This window comes from Marivita lacus (genome assembly GCF_014637725.1).
GTDB classification, from domain to species: domain Bacteria; phylum Pseudomonadota; class Alphaproteobacteria; order Rhodobacterales; family Rhodobacteraceae; genus Marivita; species Marivita lacus.
This window is the reverse complement of the sequence record NZ_BMFC01000003.1, coordinates 170772-187791: the sequence shown is the minus strand read 5'-3', so window position 1 is coordinate 187791 and position 17020 is coordinate 170772. Positions and strand designations below refer to the sequence as shown.

General features: G+C 64.6%; 15 protein-coding genes. 8 read left to right on the top strand and 7 right to left on the bottom strand.

All coding sequences use genetic code 11. The features are described from left to right. Positions 1-4 precede the first annotated feature (4 nt). Both dusA and IEV82_RS08485 read right to left on the bottom strand, forming a co-directional pair. Positions 5-1012 carry a tRNA dihydrouridine(20/20a) synthase DusA gene (gene dusA / locus IEV82_RS08490; protein WP_188481588.1) on the bottom strand — a complete coding sequence of 336 codons (1008 nt, stop codon included), beginning with the start codon at positions 1010-1012 and terminating at the stop codon, positions 5-7. A gap of 379 nt (positions 1013-1391) precedes the next feature. Then, positions 1392-2297: a LysR family transcriptional regulator gene (locus IEV82_RS08485; protein ID WP_229747728.1), complete on the bottom strand. Its 906-nt coding sequence runs from the start codon at positions 2295-2297 to the stop codon at positions 1392-1394. A gap of 122 nt (positions 2298-2419) precedes the next feature. Between IEV82_RS08485 and IEV82_RS08480 the strand changes: the two genes are divergently transcribed. Genes IEV82_RS08480 through atzF form a run of 5 tightly spaced genes read left to right on the top strand, consistent with a single transcriptional unit; the run spans position 2420 to position 9426 of the window. Beyond that, positions 2420-4027 carry an ABC transporter substrate-binding protein gene (locus IEV82_RS08480; protein WP_188481587.1) on the top strand — a complete coding sequence of 536 codons (1608 nt, stop codon included), beginning with the start codon at positions 2420-2422 and terminating at the stop codon, positions 4025-4027. 3 nt (positions 4028-4030) lie between these two features. Continuing rightward, entirely contained in the window at positions 4031-5056 is a 1026-nt protein-coding gene (locus IEV82_RS08475) for an ABC transporter permease (RefSeq protein WP_188481586.1), read from the top strand. Beyond that, positions 5053-5931, top strand: coding sequence for an ABC transporter permease (locus IEV82_RS08470; protein ID WP_188481585.1), 879 nt, complete (start codon positions 5053-5055; stop codon positions 5929-5931). The genes IEV82_RS08475 and IEV82_RS08470 overlap by 4 nt, the downstream gene beginning before the upstream one ends. Positions 5932-5934: 3 nt before the next feature. Then, on the top strand, positions 5935-7590 hold the full coding sequence (locus IEV82_RS08465) for a dipeptide ABC transporter ATP-binding protein (protein WP_188481584.1): 1656 nt from the start codon (positions 5935-5937) through the stop codon (positions 7588-7590). Positions 7591-7602: 12 nt separating this feature from the next. Next, positions 7603-9426, top strand: coding sequence for an allophanate hydrolase (atzF, locus tag IEV82_RS08460; protein WP_188481583.1), 1824 nt, complete (start codon positions 7603-7605; stop codon positions 9424-9426). Between the two features lie 323 nt (positions 9427-9749). On the opposite strand, the gene IEV82_RS08455 is transcribed toward atzF, so the two are convergent. Further along, the gene (locus IEV82_RS08455) at positions 9750-10646 is read right to left on the bottom strand and encodes a LysR family transcriptional regulator (RefSeq protein ID WP_188481582.1); all 897 of its coding nucleotides are present in this window, start codon (positions 10644-10646) and stop codon (positions 9750-9752) included. Positions 10647-10886: 240 nt separating this feature from the next. On the opposite strand from IEV82_RS08455, the gene IEV82_RS23580 reads away from it, so the two are divergent. After that, positions 10887-11273 carry a hypothetical protein gene (locus IEV82_RS23580; protein ID WP_229747727.1) on the top strand — a complete coding sequence of 129 codons (387 nt, stop codon included), beginning with the start codon at positions 10887-10889 and terminating at the stop codon, positions 11271-11273. Positions 11274-11304: 31 nt separating this feature from the next. Further along, positions 11305-11535, top strand: coding sequence for a CDGSH iron-sulfur domain-containing protein (locus IEV82_RS08445; RefSeq protein ID WP_188481581.1), 231 nt, complete (start codon positions 11305-11307; stop codon positions 11533-11535). A 297-nt stretch (positions 11536-11832) separates the two neighbouring features. Here the strand turns inward: IEV82_RS08445 and IEV82_RS08440 are convergent, their stop codons facing one another. From IEV82_RS08440 to IEV82_RS08430, 3 genes are all read right to left on the bottom strand, one after another. After that, positions 11833-12468 (bottom strand): cysteine hydrolase family protein, encoded by a 636-nt coding sequence (locus tag IEV82_RS08440; protein WP_188481580.1) that lies wholly within the window; start codon positions 12466-12468, stop codon positions 11833-11835. Between the two features lie 164 nt (positions 12469-12632). After that, entirely contained in the window at positions 12633-14876 is a 2244-nt protein-coding gene (locus IEV82_RS08435) for a xanthine dehydrogenase family protein molybdopterin-binding subunit (RefSeq protein ID WP_188481579.1), read from the bottom strand. A 3-nt stretch (positions 14877-14879) separates the two neighbouring features. Further along, a complete protein-coding gene (locus IEV82_RS08430; RefSeq protein WP_188481578.1) occupies positions 14880-15338 on the bottom strand; it encodes a (2Fe-2S)-binding protein in 459 nt (152 codons plus the stop codon). Between the two features lie 185 nt (positions 15339-15523). Between IEV82_RS08430 and IEV82_RS08425 the strand changes: the two genes are divergently transcribed. Then, the gene (locus tag IEV82_RS08425) at positions 15524-16546 is read left to right on the top strand and encodes a helix-turn-helix domain-containing protein (RefSeq protein WP_188481577.1); all 1023 of its coding nucleotides are present in this window, start codon (positions 15524-15526) and stop codon (positions 16544-16546) included. A gap of 249 nt (positions 16547-16795) precedes the next feature. On the opposite strand, the gene IEV82_RS08420 is transcribed toward IEV82_RS08425, so the two are convergent. Beyond that, complete coding sequence (locus IEV82_RS08420; RefSeq protein ID WP_188481576.1) at positions 16796-16987, bottom strand: hypothetical protein; 192 nt, start codon at positions 16985-16987, stop codon at positions 16796-16798. Positions 16988-17020: the final 33 nt, after the last annotated feature.

The window sequence follows — 17020 nt, the reverse complement described above, 5'->3', positions numbered from 1 at the left end:
GGCCCTAGCCTGCCACGGGATCGGGCTGCTGCATGCGCTCGAGCGCCTCGTCCAGCAGCGCCACTCCGGCCCCCGGACGATTGGCTTCTTCCGACAGAACACGCCGCCACGTCCGCGCGCCCGGTTGCCCGGCAAAGAGCCCCAGCATGTGCCGCGTGACCTGGTGCAGCCTCCCCCCCCGATCGAGATGGGTCTGGATATAGGGGCGCATCGCATCGATCACGTCCTCCCGTGTCGCAACCCGAGACGGCGTGCCGAACAGCCGCTCATCGACACCGGACAGGATGTCCCAGGGACGGTGATAGGCCGCGCGCCCGATCATCGCGCCGTTCAGCCCGCACGCGATCAGGGCTTCGGCCATGTCCAGACTTTCGATCCCGCCATTGATCGACATGGGCAGATCGGGAAACGCCGCCGCCATGTCGAAGACGAGCTCATAGTCGAGTGGAGGAATATCACGGTTCTCCTTGGGCGACAGCCCCTGCAGCCATGCCTTGCGGGCATGGATGATGAGGTAGTCACACCCCGCATCGGCAACCCGGGAGATGAAGTCCGGCAGGGTTTGTGCCACGTCCTGTTCATCCACGCCGATCCGGCACTTGACGGTGACCGGGACAGAAACAGCCGCCTTCATCGCCACCACGCAAGACGCCACAAGGTCCGGCGATTTCATGAGGATGGCCCCGAACGTGCCGGATTGCACCCGGTCGGACGGGCATCCGACATTGAGGTTGATCTCGTCATACCCCGCCTCGGCCCCCATCCGCGCCGCCTCGGCCAGTTCCTGCGGATCAGAACCGCCAAGCTGAAGAGCGACGGGGTGTTCCACCGGATCATGCTCCAGCAAATGCACCGCCCCACCCCGCACCAGTGCCGGCGACGTGACCATCTCGGTATAAAGCAGGGCCTGCCGACTGATCTTGCGATGGAACACCCGACAGTGCCGGTCGGTCCAGTCCATCATCGGGGCCGTAGACAGTCTCGATGCCGCAGTGGCTGCGTAGTTGGGCATTCAGCGATCTCCTCGGGTGGGCCCGCTACCGGAACGAACCCGCTTTGCGCACCATAGGCACGCAGCGACCGTCCTGCCAGTCCACCCCGCACAAAGACAGGAAGAGGGCGGCGTTTTGGTGGGGTGCCTCGAAACGGGGACCAGCTTCGCTGACTCGTCGTGGATCGTCCAGTGTCGACAGCCTTGATCCCACCGACCGCCCTTGAGATTGTGATCCAGGACCTCGGAGAGGTCTGCATCCATCGGTCCCAGCATGACTACATCTTCTTGGCTGTCATCTACTGCCCCGTCATAATCGCAACCCTGCTCTGGAAAACGCATGTCGTGCGAAGACTCAAGCACAGGCTCAACAGGCGTTGCCAAGGCAGCGCGGCCAGCCTCAGGCAACCGACATATTCGCAAGCGCAAGTGCCACCTGATCTGCAAAACGAGACGTGGCGACGGACAGGACGCGCCCTCGCATCTGCCCCAAGAGAAGGTTACCCGGTGGCATGTCCCGATCCGAGATCGGCCGGAACACCATGCCGGTATCCTGTTCCGCCGACAGACCGATGGGGATTTGGAAGCCGACCGCGCGTTCATGCATCACGTAATAGCGGATCAATTCGAAGGATTCCGTCTCCACCACTGGCGCCACGGTCCGGCCGACCCGTTTGGCCGCCATGTCGAGCAGCCCGCGCACGCCGTACTTGTGCGCAGGCGCAATATGCGGATGGTCAAGACAATCGCGCAGCCGCAGCTCGGCCCGATCCGCAAGCGGATGATCCCGCGTGAACAGTGCGCAAACCGGCTGCGGGATGGCGTGCAGCACCTCGAAATCCACCAGAACGCGGGGCTCGAACACCAGCGCCAGATCGCTGCGGAAACTGACCAGCTCCGCCTCGGCCTGTTCGCGGTCGCGCACGTTGACGGCAAAGGTGACGCCCGGATGCGCATTGCGATAGGCCGCGATCTGCTGCGGCAGGAAAAACGGCAAGAGCGCCTGCGAACAGGCGATGGTGACATGGCCGCGGCGCACCCCCGAAAGGTCAGCGACCTGGCTTTTCACCCGCGCCAGGTCCGAGCGTTGCGCGCGGTAGTGCTGCAACACCAACTCTCCGGCCGGGTTGAGGCGCACGCCACGCGGCAGCCGTTCAAAGATCTGCGACCCGAATTCACGCTCGAACCGTGCCAGGCGTCGGTTCAAGGCCGAGGCAGTGATGTTGGAATCCTCCGCTGCCTTGCGGATCGAACCGGCACGGGCAATCGCCTCGATCAGGCGGAATGTGTCCAGGTGCTGCATCATGACGCTTTCCAAGTGGTGCATTGAATGCACCGGATTGGTGAAATCATAGCATTTTTCGAACTGGCTGCAACATGCCATGCTGCACAGCAGAAATCTGACCGATGCCAAGGGGGCTGCAAGCGATGCAAACCAATCGACGAAATTTTCTGAAACTGACCGCCGCCGCGGGCGGTGCCGCCATGACGCCCTTTGCATGGGCCACACGCGCGGATGCGCAAGGGCTCGAGACGATGGTCGTGGCCTCAGGCCAGACGATCAACAGTCTGGACTTGCACCGCACCGGTACCAACCGCGCCAGCTATCAGGTCGCGATCAACTGCTATGACCGGCTGGTCGGCTTCGGGTCGCGGCAGTTGCCGACCGGCGAGATGTCGTATGACTATGACACCATCGTGCCGGAACTGGCCGAAAGCTGGACCATCTCCGACGATGGCCTTGTCTTTACCTTCACGCTCAAGCCCGACGCCACCTTCACCGATGGCAGCCCGGTGACGGCGGCGGATGTGAAATGGTCCTTCGATCGCGCCGTTTCGGTCGGCGGGTTCCCGTCCACGCAGATGCGCGCAGGTGGGTTCTTCCGACCCGACCAGTTCGAGGTTGTGGACGACCAGACCTTCGTGCTGCGGCTGGACTACCCGTCCAAGCTGTCGCTGCCGAATTTGGCCGTGCCTGTGCCCTTCATCATCAACTCAAAGGTGGCCATCGCCAATGCGACGGAGGCCGATCCCTGGGCCATGGAATACCTGCACACCACCACTGCCGGATCGGGTGCCTATACGGTGACGCGGTGGGATCAGGGCCAGCAGATCGTCTATGACCGCAACGACGGCTGGGTCGGTGGACCGGTGCCCGAGATCCCGCGCGTCATCATGCGCGAAGTGCCGAACAACTCGACCCGCCGCGCGCTGATCGAACGCGGCGACGTGCAGGTGTCCTTCGACATCCCCGACCGCGACGCCTCGGAACTGGTGGGCACCGTCGATGTCTTCTCGACCCCGATCGAGAACTGCATCCACTGCGCGTGCCTGAACACGAAATTCGAGCCGTTCCAGGACCCCGAGGTGCGCAAGGCCATCGCACATGCGATCCCCTACGAGGCGATCTTTCAATCCGCCGCCTACGGGCGCGGCGCGCCGATGTGGGGCGGCCCGACCGAGATCACCGATACCGCCTGGCCCCGCCCGTTCCCCTACGCCACCGACATGGACAAGGCGCGCGAACATCTCGAGGCGTCCAGCTTTGCGAGCGGCTTCCCGGTACAGATGTCGATCAGCCTCGACCTGGCAAGCTGGATGGAACCGACAGCCCTGTTGATTCAGGAAAGCCTTGGTCAGCTTGGCATCACCACCACCGTCGAACGCATCCCCGGTGCCAACTGGCGCACCGTGGCGCTGGTCGACAAGTCGCTCGATTTCCACTTGGAGAACTTCGGTGGCTGGCTGAACACGCCCGATTACTACTTCTTCTGGGCCTACCAAAAAGACCGGCTGTTCAATTCGTCGAACTACGACAACGAAGAGGTGCACGAACTGACCGAACAGACGCTGCACATGTCGATGGATGACCCCGAATGGGCGCCGCTGGTGAAGAAGATGTTCCAGATCGTGATCGACGACCTGCCGCGCATCCCGCTCTATCAGCCGGCGCTGAACGTCGCGGTCAATGGCGCGTCGGGCTACGAGTTCTGGTTTCACCGCCAGCTCGACCCGCGCCGCATGACGGGGGTCTGAGCAATGGCCGGGCGGACGCGCGCGATCGGGATGCGGCTGGCACAGACCGTGCCGGTGATCATCGGTGTGATCGTGATCAGCTTTATCCTGACCCGCGCCCTGCCCGGCGATCCGGCGGTCTATTTCGCGGGTGCCATGGCGGATGCCGAGTCCATCCAGCAGGTGCGCGAGGCGCTTGGCCTCGACAAGCCGCTGGTGACGCAGTTCTTCCTCTATGTCGGAGATCTGGCGCAGGGCGATCTGGGCCGATCCATCAGCACGGGGCAACCGGTGCTGACCGATCTGGCCGCGCGCCTGCCTGCCTCGCTGGAGCTGACGCTGTCGGCGTTGGTGCTTTCGTGTCTTATCGCCATTCCGCTGGGCGTTCTGGCGGCGGTGCGGCAGGGGTCTTGGGTCGATCACCTGTGCCGGGTTCTGGTCACGGCGGGCGTGTCCCTGCCCACGTTCTTCACCGGCATCCTTCTGGTCTATGTCTTCTACTACTTGCTGGGCTGGGCGCCCTCGCCGCTGGGTCGGCTGGATTTCATCTATTTCGAGCCTCCGCGCGTGACCGGCTTCTACCTCGTCGACAGCCTGATCGCGGGTGATCTTGAGACCTTCGCCGCCACATTGCGCCAACTCACCCTGCCGACGATCACGCTTGCCCTGTTCACGCTGGCTCCCATCGCGCGGATGACCCGAGCGGCGATGCTTCAAGCGCTGTCGTCGGACTACATCCGCACCGCCCGTGCGGCGGGCCTGTCGCGGGGCAAGATCCTGTTCGGCTACGGGTTGCGCAACGCGCTGCTGCCTGTCGTCACCACGCTGGGCATGGTGTTTTCCTTCGTTCTGGGCGCCAACGTACTGGTGGAAAAGGTCTTTGCCTGGCCCGGCATCGGATCCTACGCGGTCGAGGCGCTGGTCGCCTCGGATTATGCCGCCGTGCAAGGCTTCGTGCTGGCCATGGCGTTTCTCTTCGTCACGCTCAACCTCATCATCGACCTCAGCTACGCGCTGATCGATCCTCGCATCGGGTTCGACACCAAATGACGCAGGCTACCGATATACCGGGCCGCAAGCCCGATGGCGCGTGGGCACATCTGCTGCATGTGCTGCGCGAAAACCCGGTGACGATGCTGTCCTTCGGCATGTTCGCGTTTTTCCTGCTGCAGGCCTTTTTCGGTGCGCTGATCGTGCCACATGATCCGCTGGCTACCAATGCCGCGAACGCGCTGCAACCGCCCAACTGGACCCATTGGTTCGGTACCGACAGCCTCGGGCGGGACGTGTTCAGCCGCGTGGTGGTGGCAACGCGGCTGGACCTCACCATTTCGGTGCTGGCGGTGGCGATTTCCTTTGTCATCGGGTCGGTGCTCGGAGCCATCGCAGGCTATTGGGGCGGCTGGATCGACGCGGTGCTGAACAGGGTGCTTGATACGATCATGGCATTCCCGCTCTTCGTGCTGGCGATGGGGATCGTCGCGGCCTTGGGCAACACGGTCGAGAACATCATCTATGCCACCGCCCTGATCAACATCCCCTTCTACGCCCGCCTTGTCCGGGCCGAGGTGAACATCCGGCGCGAGGCGGGCTTTGCGCTGGCCGCGCGCCTGTCGGGCAATTCGCATTTTCGCACGCTGGCCTTTCACATCTTCCCCAACGCCCTGCCGCCGATGATGGTGCAGGTCTCGCTCAACATGGGCTGGGCGATCCTGAACGCCGCCGGTCTGTCCTTCATCGGGCTCGGCGTGCGTCCGCCGACGCCCGAATGGGGCATCATGGTCGCCGAAGGGGCGAATTACATCATCTCCGGCCATTGGTGGGTCGCGTTGTTCCCGGGGCTCTGGCTGATGCTGGCGGTCTTCACCTTCAACCTGATGGGCGACGGTCTGCGCGACATCGTCGATCCGCGCCGGAGGACCTGAGCCATGCTGAACATCCGGGATTTTGCGGTCTCCTTCCGCACAAGGCGTGGCGAGGTGCAGGCGGTGCGTGGCATCTCTCTGGACCTCTCAGAGGGCGAGACGCTCGGCATCGTCGGCGAAAGCGGGTCCGGCAAATCCGTCACCTCCTACGCGCTGATGCGCATTCTTGACGCAGGCGGACGGATCAAGGCGGGCAGCGCGGTCTTCGACGGGCGAGACTTGGCGCAGGCGGCCGAGCGCGACATGCAGGCCATTCGCGGTCGCGAGATCAGCATGATCTTTCAGAACCCGCGCGCAGCCCTCAACCCGATCCGCAAGGTCGGGCATCAGCTTGAAGACGTGCTGCGCCGCCACGGGCGCGCCACCCGCGCCGATGCCCGTGCCAAGGCCATCGAGGCGCTGGAGGCGGTGCGCATCCGCGACGCCGAGGCCCGCTACGACGCCTATCCGTTCGAATTGTCCGGCGGCATGTGCCAGCGGGTCGTCTTTGCCATTGCACTGGCCTGCGGGCCGCGCCTGCTGATCGCGGACGAGCCCACGACCGGCCTCGACATCACCACCCAGAAGGCGGTGATGGATTTGGTGCGCGACCTGACCCGCGCACGCGGCATGTCGTCGATCCTGATCACCCACGACCTTGGCCTGGCCGCTGAGTATTGCGATAGGCTGGCCGTGATGAAGGACGGGCAGATCGTCGAAACCGGCCCCGCCGCCGCGCTGTTCGCAGACCCGCAACACTCCTATACGCGCAAACTGGTCGATGCCACACCGCGTGCGGGCGCAGGGTTGCGCGACCTGCTGCCGCTCGAGGCGCGCACACCGCTGGCCGATCATGTGCCGGGCGACCGCGCGCTGGTTCAGGTCCGCGACCTGGTCAAGACCTACCCCGGCAAATCCGGGCCGGTCCACGCGGTCAAGGGAATTTCCTTCACCATCCGCGAGGGTCAAAGCGTCGGACTGGTGGGCGAGTCGGGCTGTGGCAAGTCCACGACATCGTCGATGCTGGTGCGGCTGCTCGACCGCACATCAGGCGATATCCTGTTCGAGGGATTGGATATTGCCGACATTCCCGCCGACCGCTTCGTGCGGGACAAGCGGCGCAGCCAGATCCAGATGGTCTTCCAGGATGCCACCGACAGCCTGAATCCCCGCCATTCCGCCCGCCAGACCATCGCCGACCCGATCCTGCGGATGAGCGATCTGCGCGGGACAGCCCTGCAGACGCGGATCGAGGAACTGGCGACGCTCTGCGGCCTGCCCCTGCCCTTGCTGGACCGTTTTCCGCATCAGCTCTCGGGGGGGCAAAAGGCGCGGGTCGGCATCGCGCGGGCCATCGCGCTTGATCCCAAGTTCCTGATCCTGGACGAGCCGACGGCGGCGCTCGACGTGTCGATCCAGGCGGTGGTGCTGAACCTGCTGGCGGATCTGCGCGCCCGTCTTGGCATGACCTACCTCTTCGTCAGCCACGACCTGAACGTGGTGCGCCTGCTCTGTGACCACGTCATCGTCATGCAAGGCGGCGAAATTGTCGAACAGGGGCCTGCGGCGCAGGTCATGGACACGCCCAGCCATCCCTATACCCGCACCCTGCTGGCCGCAGCACCGAAACCCCCGACCACGAATACGACCACCCAAGCTGCGAAATCAGCAGCCGAATAAGAGAACATGCCCATGACCACGCCTCTTTCAGACCTGCCCTTCACCCTTGCCGCCCTGCGCGATGCCTATGCCTCGGGCGTGACACCCGCAGAGGTCATGACAGAGGTTCTTGCCCGACTGGAGGCTGTCCGCGATCCAGCGATCTTCATTCACCTCGCCAGTGCCGAAGACCTCGCAGCCGAGGCCGCCGCCTTGGGAGCCTTCGACCCCGACCGTCCGCTGTGGGGCATACCCTTTGCCGTCAAGGACAATATCGACGTGGCAGGAATGCCAACGACAGCCGCCTGCCCGGATTATGCCTATGCCGCTGACAGCGACGCCTTTGTCGTGGCCCGCCTGCGCGCGGCGGGCGCCATTCCCGTCGGCAAGACCAACCTTGACCAGTTCGCCACCGGCCTTGTTGGCGTGCGCTCGCCCTACGGAGTGCCGCGCAACGCGCTGGATGCGGACATCGTGCCGGGTGGGTCGTCTTCTGGTTCGGCCGTCGTGGTGGCGCATGGGATCGTGCCATTTGCTCTGGGGACCGACACCGCAGGATCGGGCCGCGTGCCCGCCGCGCTGAACGGGATCGTCGGGCTGAAGCCCAGCCTTGGCGCGCTTTCGGCCAGTGGTGTCGTGCCCGCCTGCCGGACGCTCGACACGATCTCGATCTTCGCACTGACCGTCATGGATGCCCATGACGTGTTCCGTGCGGCCGCCGCGTTCGATCCGGCAGACGCCTATTCCCGTCCTTTGCCAGCGGCGCCGATGCCCGCCCCGTCCCCCGCACCGCGCATCACGGCGCCGGATGCCGCCAGCCTGATCTTCTTCGGAGATGACGTGCAGGCCGCGGATTTCGAAGCGACGCTGACGACGCTGGCTGAAGGCGGCGCGCGGATCGACCGGGTCGACTTCAAGCCGTTCTATGACGTCGCGCAAATGCTTTATGACGGCGCATGGATCGCCGAGCGCTATGCCGCGATAGAAGACATGATGCGCGATCGGCCGGATGCCGTCCATCCCGTCACCCGGGCCATCATCGCCAAGGCCGAGGGTCAGAGTGCGGTCGACGCGTTCAACGGGTTCTACCGGCTGGCGGACCTGCGCCGCGCCTGCGCCCCGATCCTCGACGCGGCCGACATGCTGTGCGTGCCGACGATCCCGCGTTTCGCCACCTGCGCCGAGCTGGAGGCTGACCCGGTTGCGCCCAATTCCAACCTCGGAACATATACAAACTTCGTGAACCTGCTGGACCTCTGCGCATTGGCCGTGCCGACCGGACCCCGCAGCGACAGTCGGCCCGGAGGCGTGACACTGATCGCTCCCGCAGGCGAGGATGCCGCGATTGCGGCGCAAGGGCTGCGCCTAACTGAGGCCCGCCGGCCCATGCTTGGGGCGACAGGGATTGAGACGCCTGACCTGCCGAACCCGGAGCCTGCACCCTTGTCCGGGAGCGAGATGACTCTTGCTGTCTGCGGCGCTCATATGTCGGGCTTGCCGCTCAACCAAGAATTGACGTCGCGCGGGGCGCGGTTCCTGAAGACCGCAAAGACCGCGCCGAACTATGCGCTTTATGCCTTGCCCGGTGGCCCTCCGCACCGTCCGGGACTTTGCCGCAGCGAGGATGGGAACGGGGCCTCAATCGCGCTGGAACTATGGGCGCTTCCGAAGAGCGCTGTTGGCGATTTCATGGCGGGGATACCCTCACCGCTCGTCATCGGCAACGTCGAGATCGAGGATGGATTGCTGGTAAAGGGATTCCTTTGCGAAACCAGCGGCCTCGGTTCCGCCGAGAACATCAGTGCACTGGGCGGCTGGCGAAGTTATCTCGACGGTCAAACGGCGCTGACACTCTAGCCTGCTTCAAGAAAGCACCCGTCTTCGATGCTGTACGAGAAGATGCATGGGATGGCGGGGGCTTTGGCTCTGTGGTGGCAGGCCGCGACACACCGGCTTGCCGTTTCGCATGTTTCGCCCTGCGTCGATTTCGATTGCAAAGCAAACCACCAGCAACACGACGCAGCACGAAACCATGCGATCGAAACATGAACATGTGCCGCACACGACATCACGCAACTCTCTGAAATTTATCCTGAATCCGTACCATCCATCACGGTCTCAGGAGAGGCATCGATGCGTTTGCAACTCCAGGAGGCGCAGGGAACGAGGTCTCACGTTCGCTAGTTGGACTCCTCCGAGTGACTGCCATGGTGCTCCAACCTCGCGGATTTCAGGTGATCGAGGAACGCCTGCACCTTGGCCGTGCGGTGCAGATCGACGTGGGTGACGACCCAGAGCGCGGTGGACCACGCCTCGCCGGGCGGGATGACCTCGACGAGGTCGGGCCGGACGCAGGCATCGTGTTCGGCCAGGAACCCGAGCCCCAGCCCCTCGCAAACAGCGCTGTGCAGGACTTGCTGGTCCGTCGTGCGCAGGGCCAGCGTCTCTGGTGGGACATTGGCGTTCATCCATTCGGCATAGGGAACCGGACGCGGCGCGCCAACTGAGCCGATGAAGTGGTGCGCGTCGAGCCGGTCAGGATCTGGATGTCCCGCGCGGTCGATGTAGCTTTGGCTGGCGTAGAGCCCGAAGCGCAGACGGCGGAACAGCGTCACGACATAGTCAGGCATCTCCGGTTTCGCCCCGGCGCGGATCGCCACATGCGCCTCTCCATGTTCCAGTCGGGCAAGCTGGGCTCCGGCTACGAACTCCAGCGCGATCTGCGGGTGGGAAAGGTGGAAATCGCGGATCGCGGGCATCACCAGCGGCGCCACGCCGGAAAGGGCCGTCACGATCAGCGATCCCGACAACTGCCCCGCCTTGCCCCGCGCGCGCGCGGCCAGATCGGCGAGCATCTCGTCGGCGCGGGCCGCGACCTCCAGCATGTCGCGGCCCGCGTCGGTCAGCGCATAGCCGCGCGCATTGCGCTGGAACAGGGGCGCGTCGAACACGCCCTCCAACGTGTCGACATGTCGATTGACGGTTGCGCGGTGCACGCCGAGGGCTTCGGCCGCGGCGCTGACCGTGCCGAGACGCGCGACCATCAAAGCGGTGCGGAGTTCTGTCCAGTATTCCATGGCCGCTCATAGCATCGGCGCGATGTCGCATCAACGCGCAGGCAGCGCGCATTTCGATCCGTGGTGCGGACTGAAAGCGCATCGCAGACTGCAAGACATGACGCATTCAGGACCGCACCCTTGGCGGCGTTTGCGAGAGCAACAGAGGGGAACTTTAATGTCTGTCCAAAGCTTTGCCACGTCCCTGTCCGTGCTGGCTCTGGACGCCGTGCGCATTCCCAGGGCCTGCAATCCGCAACGGTGCTCGAATTCACCGATGCTGACACGCTTTTCATCGTCGACAGCGTCGCGGGCATGGTGCTGGCCGGGCTCGCGACGGCATTCGGCGCGGGCCTCTTTCCCATCGTCTTCGGTCGTGCTGCCGAAACGCTGCCGCCCGAACTGGCCACCATGCCGACACGCTTGGCCCACGGTATCATCGCGACAATGCTCGTGGCGCTGACCGCGATCTGGGTCACGGCCATGGTCGGGGGGCTGGCGGATGTCGGCTACCTCCTGTTCGTCGATCTGCCGGGCTACGTGAACTTCTTCCCCGGCACGGTGATGACGCTGATCTCCGCCTCTGCCATCGTGCTCAGCTTCTGGGTCTGGTTGCCGCACCGCAACACCGCCAACGCACCCTCCTGACAGTCAAGCCAATCCGCAAGGCCAACAACCCATGACCGAATTGCCCAAGATCACTCCCGCCCCAAACGGGCCGCTGATCGTCGAGAACCCTCCGAACCGCATCGGCGCTGTCGAGACGGACGTGGCAGGCAAGCCCAAAGTGGCGCTTTGCTACTGCGGAGCCTCGGCGAACACGCCGTTCTGCGACGGCACCCATTACACTGCGGCATGGTCCCGAGCAGTGGCTTGGAAGGTCTGCTTCCAAAAAATTGCAGACTTGTAGACGCACTTGCGAACAAGCCGCACAGAGGCACAGTTAGACTTTTTGGAGCAAGCTTGAATCGCTCCGATCCTCCGCAAGGACCCTACCTCAATCTCAAAACGCCAGATTTGACCAGCCAGGTTCCATTTTTCCATGAGCCGTGCGGCTTCCCGCCTGTCGATTCCATTGTCTCGATGCCGAGCGCGACAAACGTGAACATCGCGATGTCGATCGGGATGGCGTTGACGAAGAGACGCAATCAGCGCATTTCCGGCGCAGCGCGCTTGGTGACAAGGGTCGTGGCTGCGTGCCCGAGGATCATGCTGCGTCCTGCGCGGCGAGTTTCCCGATCACGTCGGCCGTGGTGAGAATGGCATGGGCATAGGTCGGACCGTTGATCTCGTGCGCGGCGTGCATGGCATCGTGCGACATGGCCGCCGTTGCGTCGCGAATAAGGGTCACATGATAGCCAAGCTCGGCCGCATATCGTGCCGACGCTTCGGTACAGGTATTGGCGATCGCCCCGATGAAGATGACATGGGTGATCCCGCGTTGGCGCAGCTGCACATCGAGGTCAGTGTTGGCAAAGCTCGACGCACCCCAGTGTTCCTTTACGACGATGTCGCCGTGCTCGGGGCCGAACCCGTCGTACCAGTCGCCGCCCTTGGTCCCCTCGGCGAACATCTGGTGTTCATGAGCCGCGGACTGAAACGGCGTCAGGTGCGCCCAGCCGTCGAAGTCGCCGTCGCGGTGGCGGTGATGGGGCAGGATGAAGATCGGATGTCCGGCCTCGCGCATGGCCGCACGGATCCTGACCAGATTGGCATGAAGATCGACCGATCTGGAGACCTCGCTGAGGGCGGGCCACATCTTGCCGTCTTCGGCCAGGAAATCGTTGTAGGGATCGACGCAAAGAAGCGCTGTTTGGCCTTTGGGGTATGCGGAATCTGCCATGGGTCTTTCCTTTGAGGGGGGTGTCGGGAACCTTGCTCACCCGGTTCTTGCGGTGACATCGCCTGCGTTCCGCGCGGGTCGGTCGAGTCCAAGACCGTGCCGTAAAGCAGTCGTACCGGGCGTGAGGCTGGCCACGTCGATCAGGCACAGACGCACAGAGTGGATCATGCGAAATCCACGGATTTGCTGAACGGCATTTCGCGCAGGCGCTCGCCCGTTGCTGCGAAGATGGCATCGGCAAGCGCGGGGGCCGCCGGGGCGGTTGCGGGTTCGCCCAGTCCGCGCACCCGTTCGGCGCGGCCCAGCAATCGCGTGTGGAACTGCGGTGTCTGGTGCAGGCGCATCCCCTCGAACGCGTCGAAGTTGGTCTGCTGCACGGCGTGACCCTCGTAGGTGAGTTCGCAATTCATCGCGTGACCGAGGCCGAAGATGGCCGCGCCGGTCAGCTGCGCCTCGGCGTTGACCGGGTCGAACACGGTGCCGCAATCGGCGGCGATCCAGACCTCGTCGATGCGGATGCCCCGGTCTGTCATGGTCACGTCGATGACCTCGGCCACGGGCACGCCATGGGTATGGGCAAAAGCGATCCCCCGCCCGCGCCCTGGCCCGATGTCGGCGCCCGCCCAGTTCGACATCTCGCCCACCGCCTCCAGCACCCGGCGCGAGTCTGAGTCCGCGATCAGGCGCAGCCGTTCCTCCAGCGGGTCGGCCCCGGCGGCATGGATCAGTTCGGACAGGAAGCTTTCGTGGAAGAAGCTGTTCGAACAGGCGCCGGGCGACCGCCACGACCCGACCGGCATCATCGGCGGCGCGGCATAGCCCGTCACGCGGTAGTTCGGGATGGCATAGGGCTGGTCGAAGGCACCCCAGACCAGCATCGTGTCGGGCCCCGGCGGCACGATGAAGATGCGCCCGAACCACGACGAGATGAGCGAGGGGCTGATGCTGTCGAGGTCATAGGCCAGCACCCGGCCATTCCCCACCGCGCCCCGGCCAACGGCCATGTGGAGCGGACGGGGGTAGTCATGGGTCATGTCCTCCTCCCGGCTCCAGGTGGTCTTGATCGGGGTGCCGGGCATGGTGGCGGCGATCTGGATCGCCTGCACCACGTAGTCGTGATCCAGCCTGCGGCCAAAACTGCCGCCTGCGGGCAGGACATGCAGGGTGACCTGCGACGGATCGAGGCCCGTCAGCGCGACCGCAGCATCGCGCACCACGGCGGGAATCTGCGTCGCGGTCCAGATCTGCACCCTGTCCGCCTCGACCAACACTGTCGCGCTGAGCGGCTCGAGGGCGGCATGGGCGAGGAAGGGCGCGCGGTATTCCGCATCGATCACGCTGGCAGCGGCAAGCGTGGCCTCGACATCGCCGTCGTCGCGCAGGCGGCTGTTGCGGAACTCGTCCGTGCGCGCGTCGCTCAGCGCCTGCCACATCTCGGTGGAACTGGCCGGGTAGTCGGGAGGAACCCACTCGACAACCAGCGCCTGCGCTGCCTGAAAGGCGAACCACGTGTTGTCGGCGCTGACGGCTAGCCCCTCGTTCACCGTAACGACCGACCGCACGCCCTGCATCGCAAGCGCGGCATCCGCAGAGTAGCTTGCCATTGCACCGCCGCGCCCGGGGTTGGCGCGCACCGTGGCGTGCAGCATCCCGGGCAGCACGACGTCGATCCCGTACTCCTGCGTTCCAGTCGATTTCGCGACGATGTCGAGCCGTTGGTACGGCTTGCCCAGGCGCGTCCAGTCGGACGCGGGGCGGAGCGTCACGTTGGTGACGGGCTCGATCGCCGCTGCCTCGGCGGCTAGCTCGATATAAGCGATGCGCGTGCCGTCGGGCAACAGGACATGCCCGTCCTCGGTCCGCAGGTCCGCCCTCGGCACGCCCGTGCGCGCCGACGCCGCGGCCTTGAGTGTCTCCCGCGCCGTGGCACCGGCGCGGCGCAGGGTCTCGTGCAGGTCGGCGACAGACGAGGACCCGCCGGTGAACTGCGAGCCAGTGAGGCGCGCGACGTTCATCATCACGTCACGCACCGTGTTGGCCACGGCCCCGTGCTCCCATGCCGGGAAGGGCATGCTTTCGGCTGCGATGATGCCGTTGAAATAGGCCTGATGCGGCTGGCCGGGGTCGAGCGTGCCGGTCCTTGGGTCGATGTCCAACTCCTCGGCGATCAGCATGGCCTGAGTCGAGGCGATCCCCTGCCCCACATCGGCGCGCGGCACGATCAGCGTGATGCCATCCGGCGTGATCCTAACGAAGGGAGTGAGGGCCGCTTCGCCCTCGGCCAGACCATCAAGCAAGGGGTTGGGGGTTGGGCGGCTGACGAAATAAGCCCCAAAGGCGACCCCGCCGAGGATCGCGGCCGACCCGATCAGGAAACTGCGGCGGGCGATGGTTCTGGCGCGTCCCATAGCTCAGACCTCCCGCATCGCGCTGGCCGCAGCGTGGACGGCGGCGCGGATGCGGGGATAGGTCCCGCAGCGGCACAGGTTGCCCGACATCACGGCGTCGATATCGTCATCGGTCGGTTCGGGGTTGCGAGCCAGCAGGTCGGCGGCCTGCAGGATCTGGCCGGATTGGCAGTAGCCGCATTGCGCCACCTGGTGTTCGATCCACGCCTCCTGCACGGCGTGCAAAGCCTCGGGCGTGCCCAGCCCCTCGATCGTGGTGATCTCGCCCCAGACATCGGCCAACGCGACCTGGCAGGAGCGCACGGCTTCGCCACCGATATGCACCGTGCAGGCCCCGCATTGGGCAATGCCGCAGCCGTATTTGACACTGGTGATGTTCAGGCCGTCCCGCAGCGCCCAGAGCAGCGGCATGTCGTCTGGCAGGTCGACCGTGTGACTGGTGCCGTTTATCGTAAGGTCCATGGCTTTCTCCAGTCAGCTGGTGGACGAGACTTGGCGTATCAATCATTCTAAGCTAGGTCCGGCAGCGCCGTGCGGCGATATGCATATGTGGTCAGGTGCATGCAGATTGGGTCAGGCGGTCTTCGGGATCTGGTCGTGGGCAACTGCCCGTGGCATTCAGGTACGATAATTGAAAGACCGGGCGCATGGATAATTCACAGACCTATTCCCTGTTCATGGCGACCGACGTGGCGTGCCGCATCCTTGGCGTCGATCCGCAGGTGATGCTGGAGACGGCAGGCCTTGGCGCGCTTGCGCGCGGCAGAACCGAGGTGCGAGGCACGGCGCAGCAGTATTTCGACTGCTGGAACACGATGGAGGTGCTGTCGCCGCGCCCCGACTATGTGCCCCACTTGGGTGTTGCGATCTCGCGCGGGCCGGTGATCCCGGTCTTTTTCACGCTGTCCTGCGCGCCGGACATGGAAACCGGCCTGATGCGTCTGGCGCAGTTCAAGTCGCTCCTCGGCCCGACGCTCATGCGGGTGTTCTGGGACGGCAACTTGCTTCGGCTGGAATTCGACAGTGTCGATGCGCGTGTGCCGATGCCGCCGAGCTTTGGCGCGCTTCAACTCTTGGTCGCGGTCGAGAACATTCGCGGGGCGGCGGCCCATCTGGTCTGCCCGGTTGCGGCGGGCTTCGATGGGTCCGAGGAGGAGCGGCACATGATCGCCGGTCATCTCGGCGTCATGCCGGAGCGGTCGCACGCCACCTACGTGGCCTTCTCGCCCGAGGATGCGAAACGCCGGTTCATTTCCGAGAACCCCGCCCTCTGGGCCGATATCGAGGCCGACCTCAAGCTTCAGCTGGCAACCCAGAACGACCGTTGGCCTGTCGCCGAGCGGGTGCGAGGAGCCTTGGTTGATCTGATGCCCGCAGGGCGTACGGGGGCCGAGGACGTGGCGCAGGCCCTCGGGATCAGCCGCAGCACGTTGCAGAGGCGATTGCGCGAAGAGGAGACATCATATCAGGCGGTCCTCGACGCCACGCGGCGCGACATGGCGGTCCGGTATCTCACCAAGACAACCCTGCGCGCCGACGAGATCGCAAATATTCTCGCCTACCGCGATGCCAACAGCTTTTCGAGAAGCTTCCGGCGCTGGACGGGCCTGTCTCCGCTGGCGTTCCGGGAGGCGGACACCCTGCCGTCCACTTCAGGGAAGACCCAATAAACCACTCTTTGCGAAGATGTCGTTAGGCCTGCTTGATCTGTCCCGACATTCAGCGTTTGCGGCCGTTCGATTGTGCGGTGGCTTCCACCGACGCCGAGTCAGGGCAGAGTGTCGGGCACCCCAACAAGGAGCCCGGTTGCAAACGCGGGCATGGCAATAGAGCTCGGTGCGCAGGACTGGAGTCCCGAGATGGAAAACGGGAATGTACATCAGTCGGGACAGGATCGTCGCGAGCGCGGCATCCCAGTTCTAGCCGTTCGAGATGTCATGACTGACCGCCAGACGCGCAAGCGGCAGATACATGACCTCCCCTCCCTTGAGGTTTCCCAACGTCCCGTCGATCCTAAGGCCTTCCGTCCCCATGCCCGGCCGCGTGCGCGTGCGGTTGGTAAATCCATAGGCCAGCCCGCCAGTGACGGGAGCATAAACAGATTTCACCATGACGGCCCCAAAGATCACGAAGACGTAACCAGC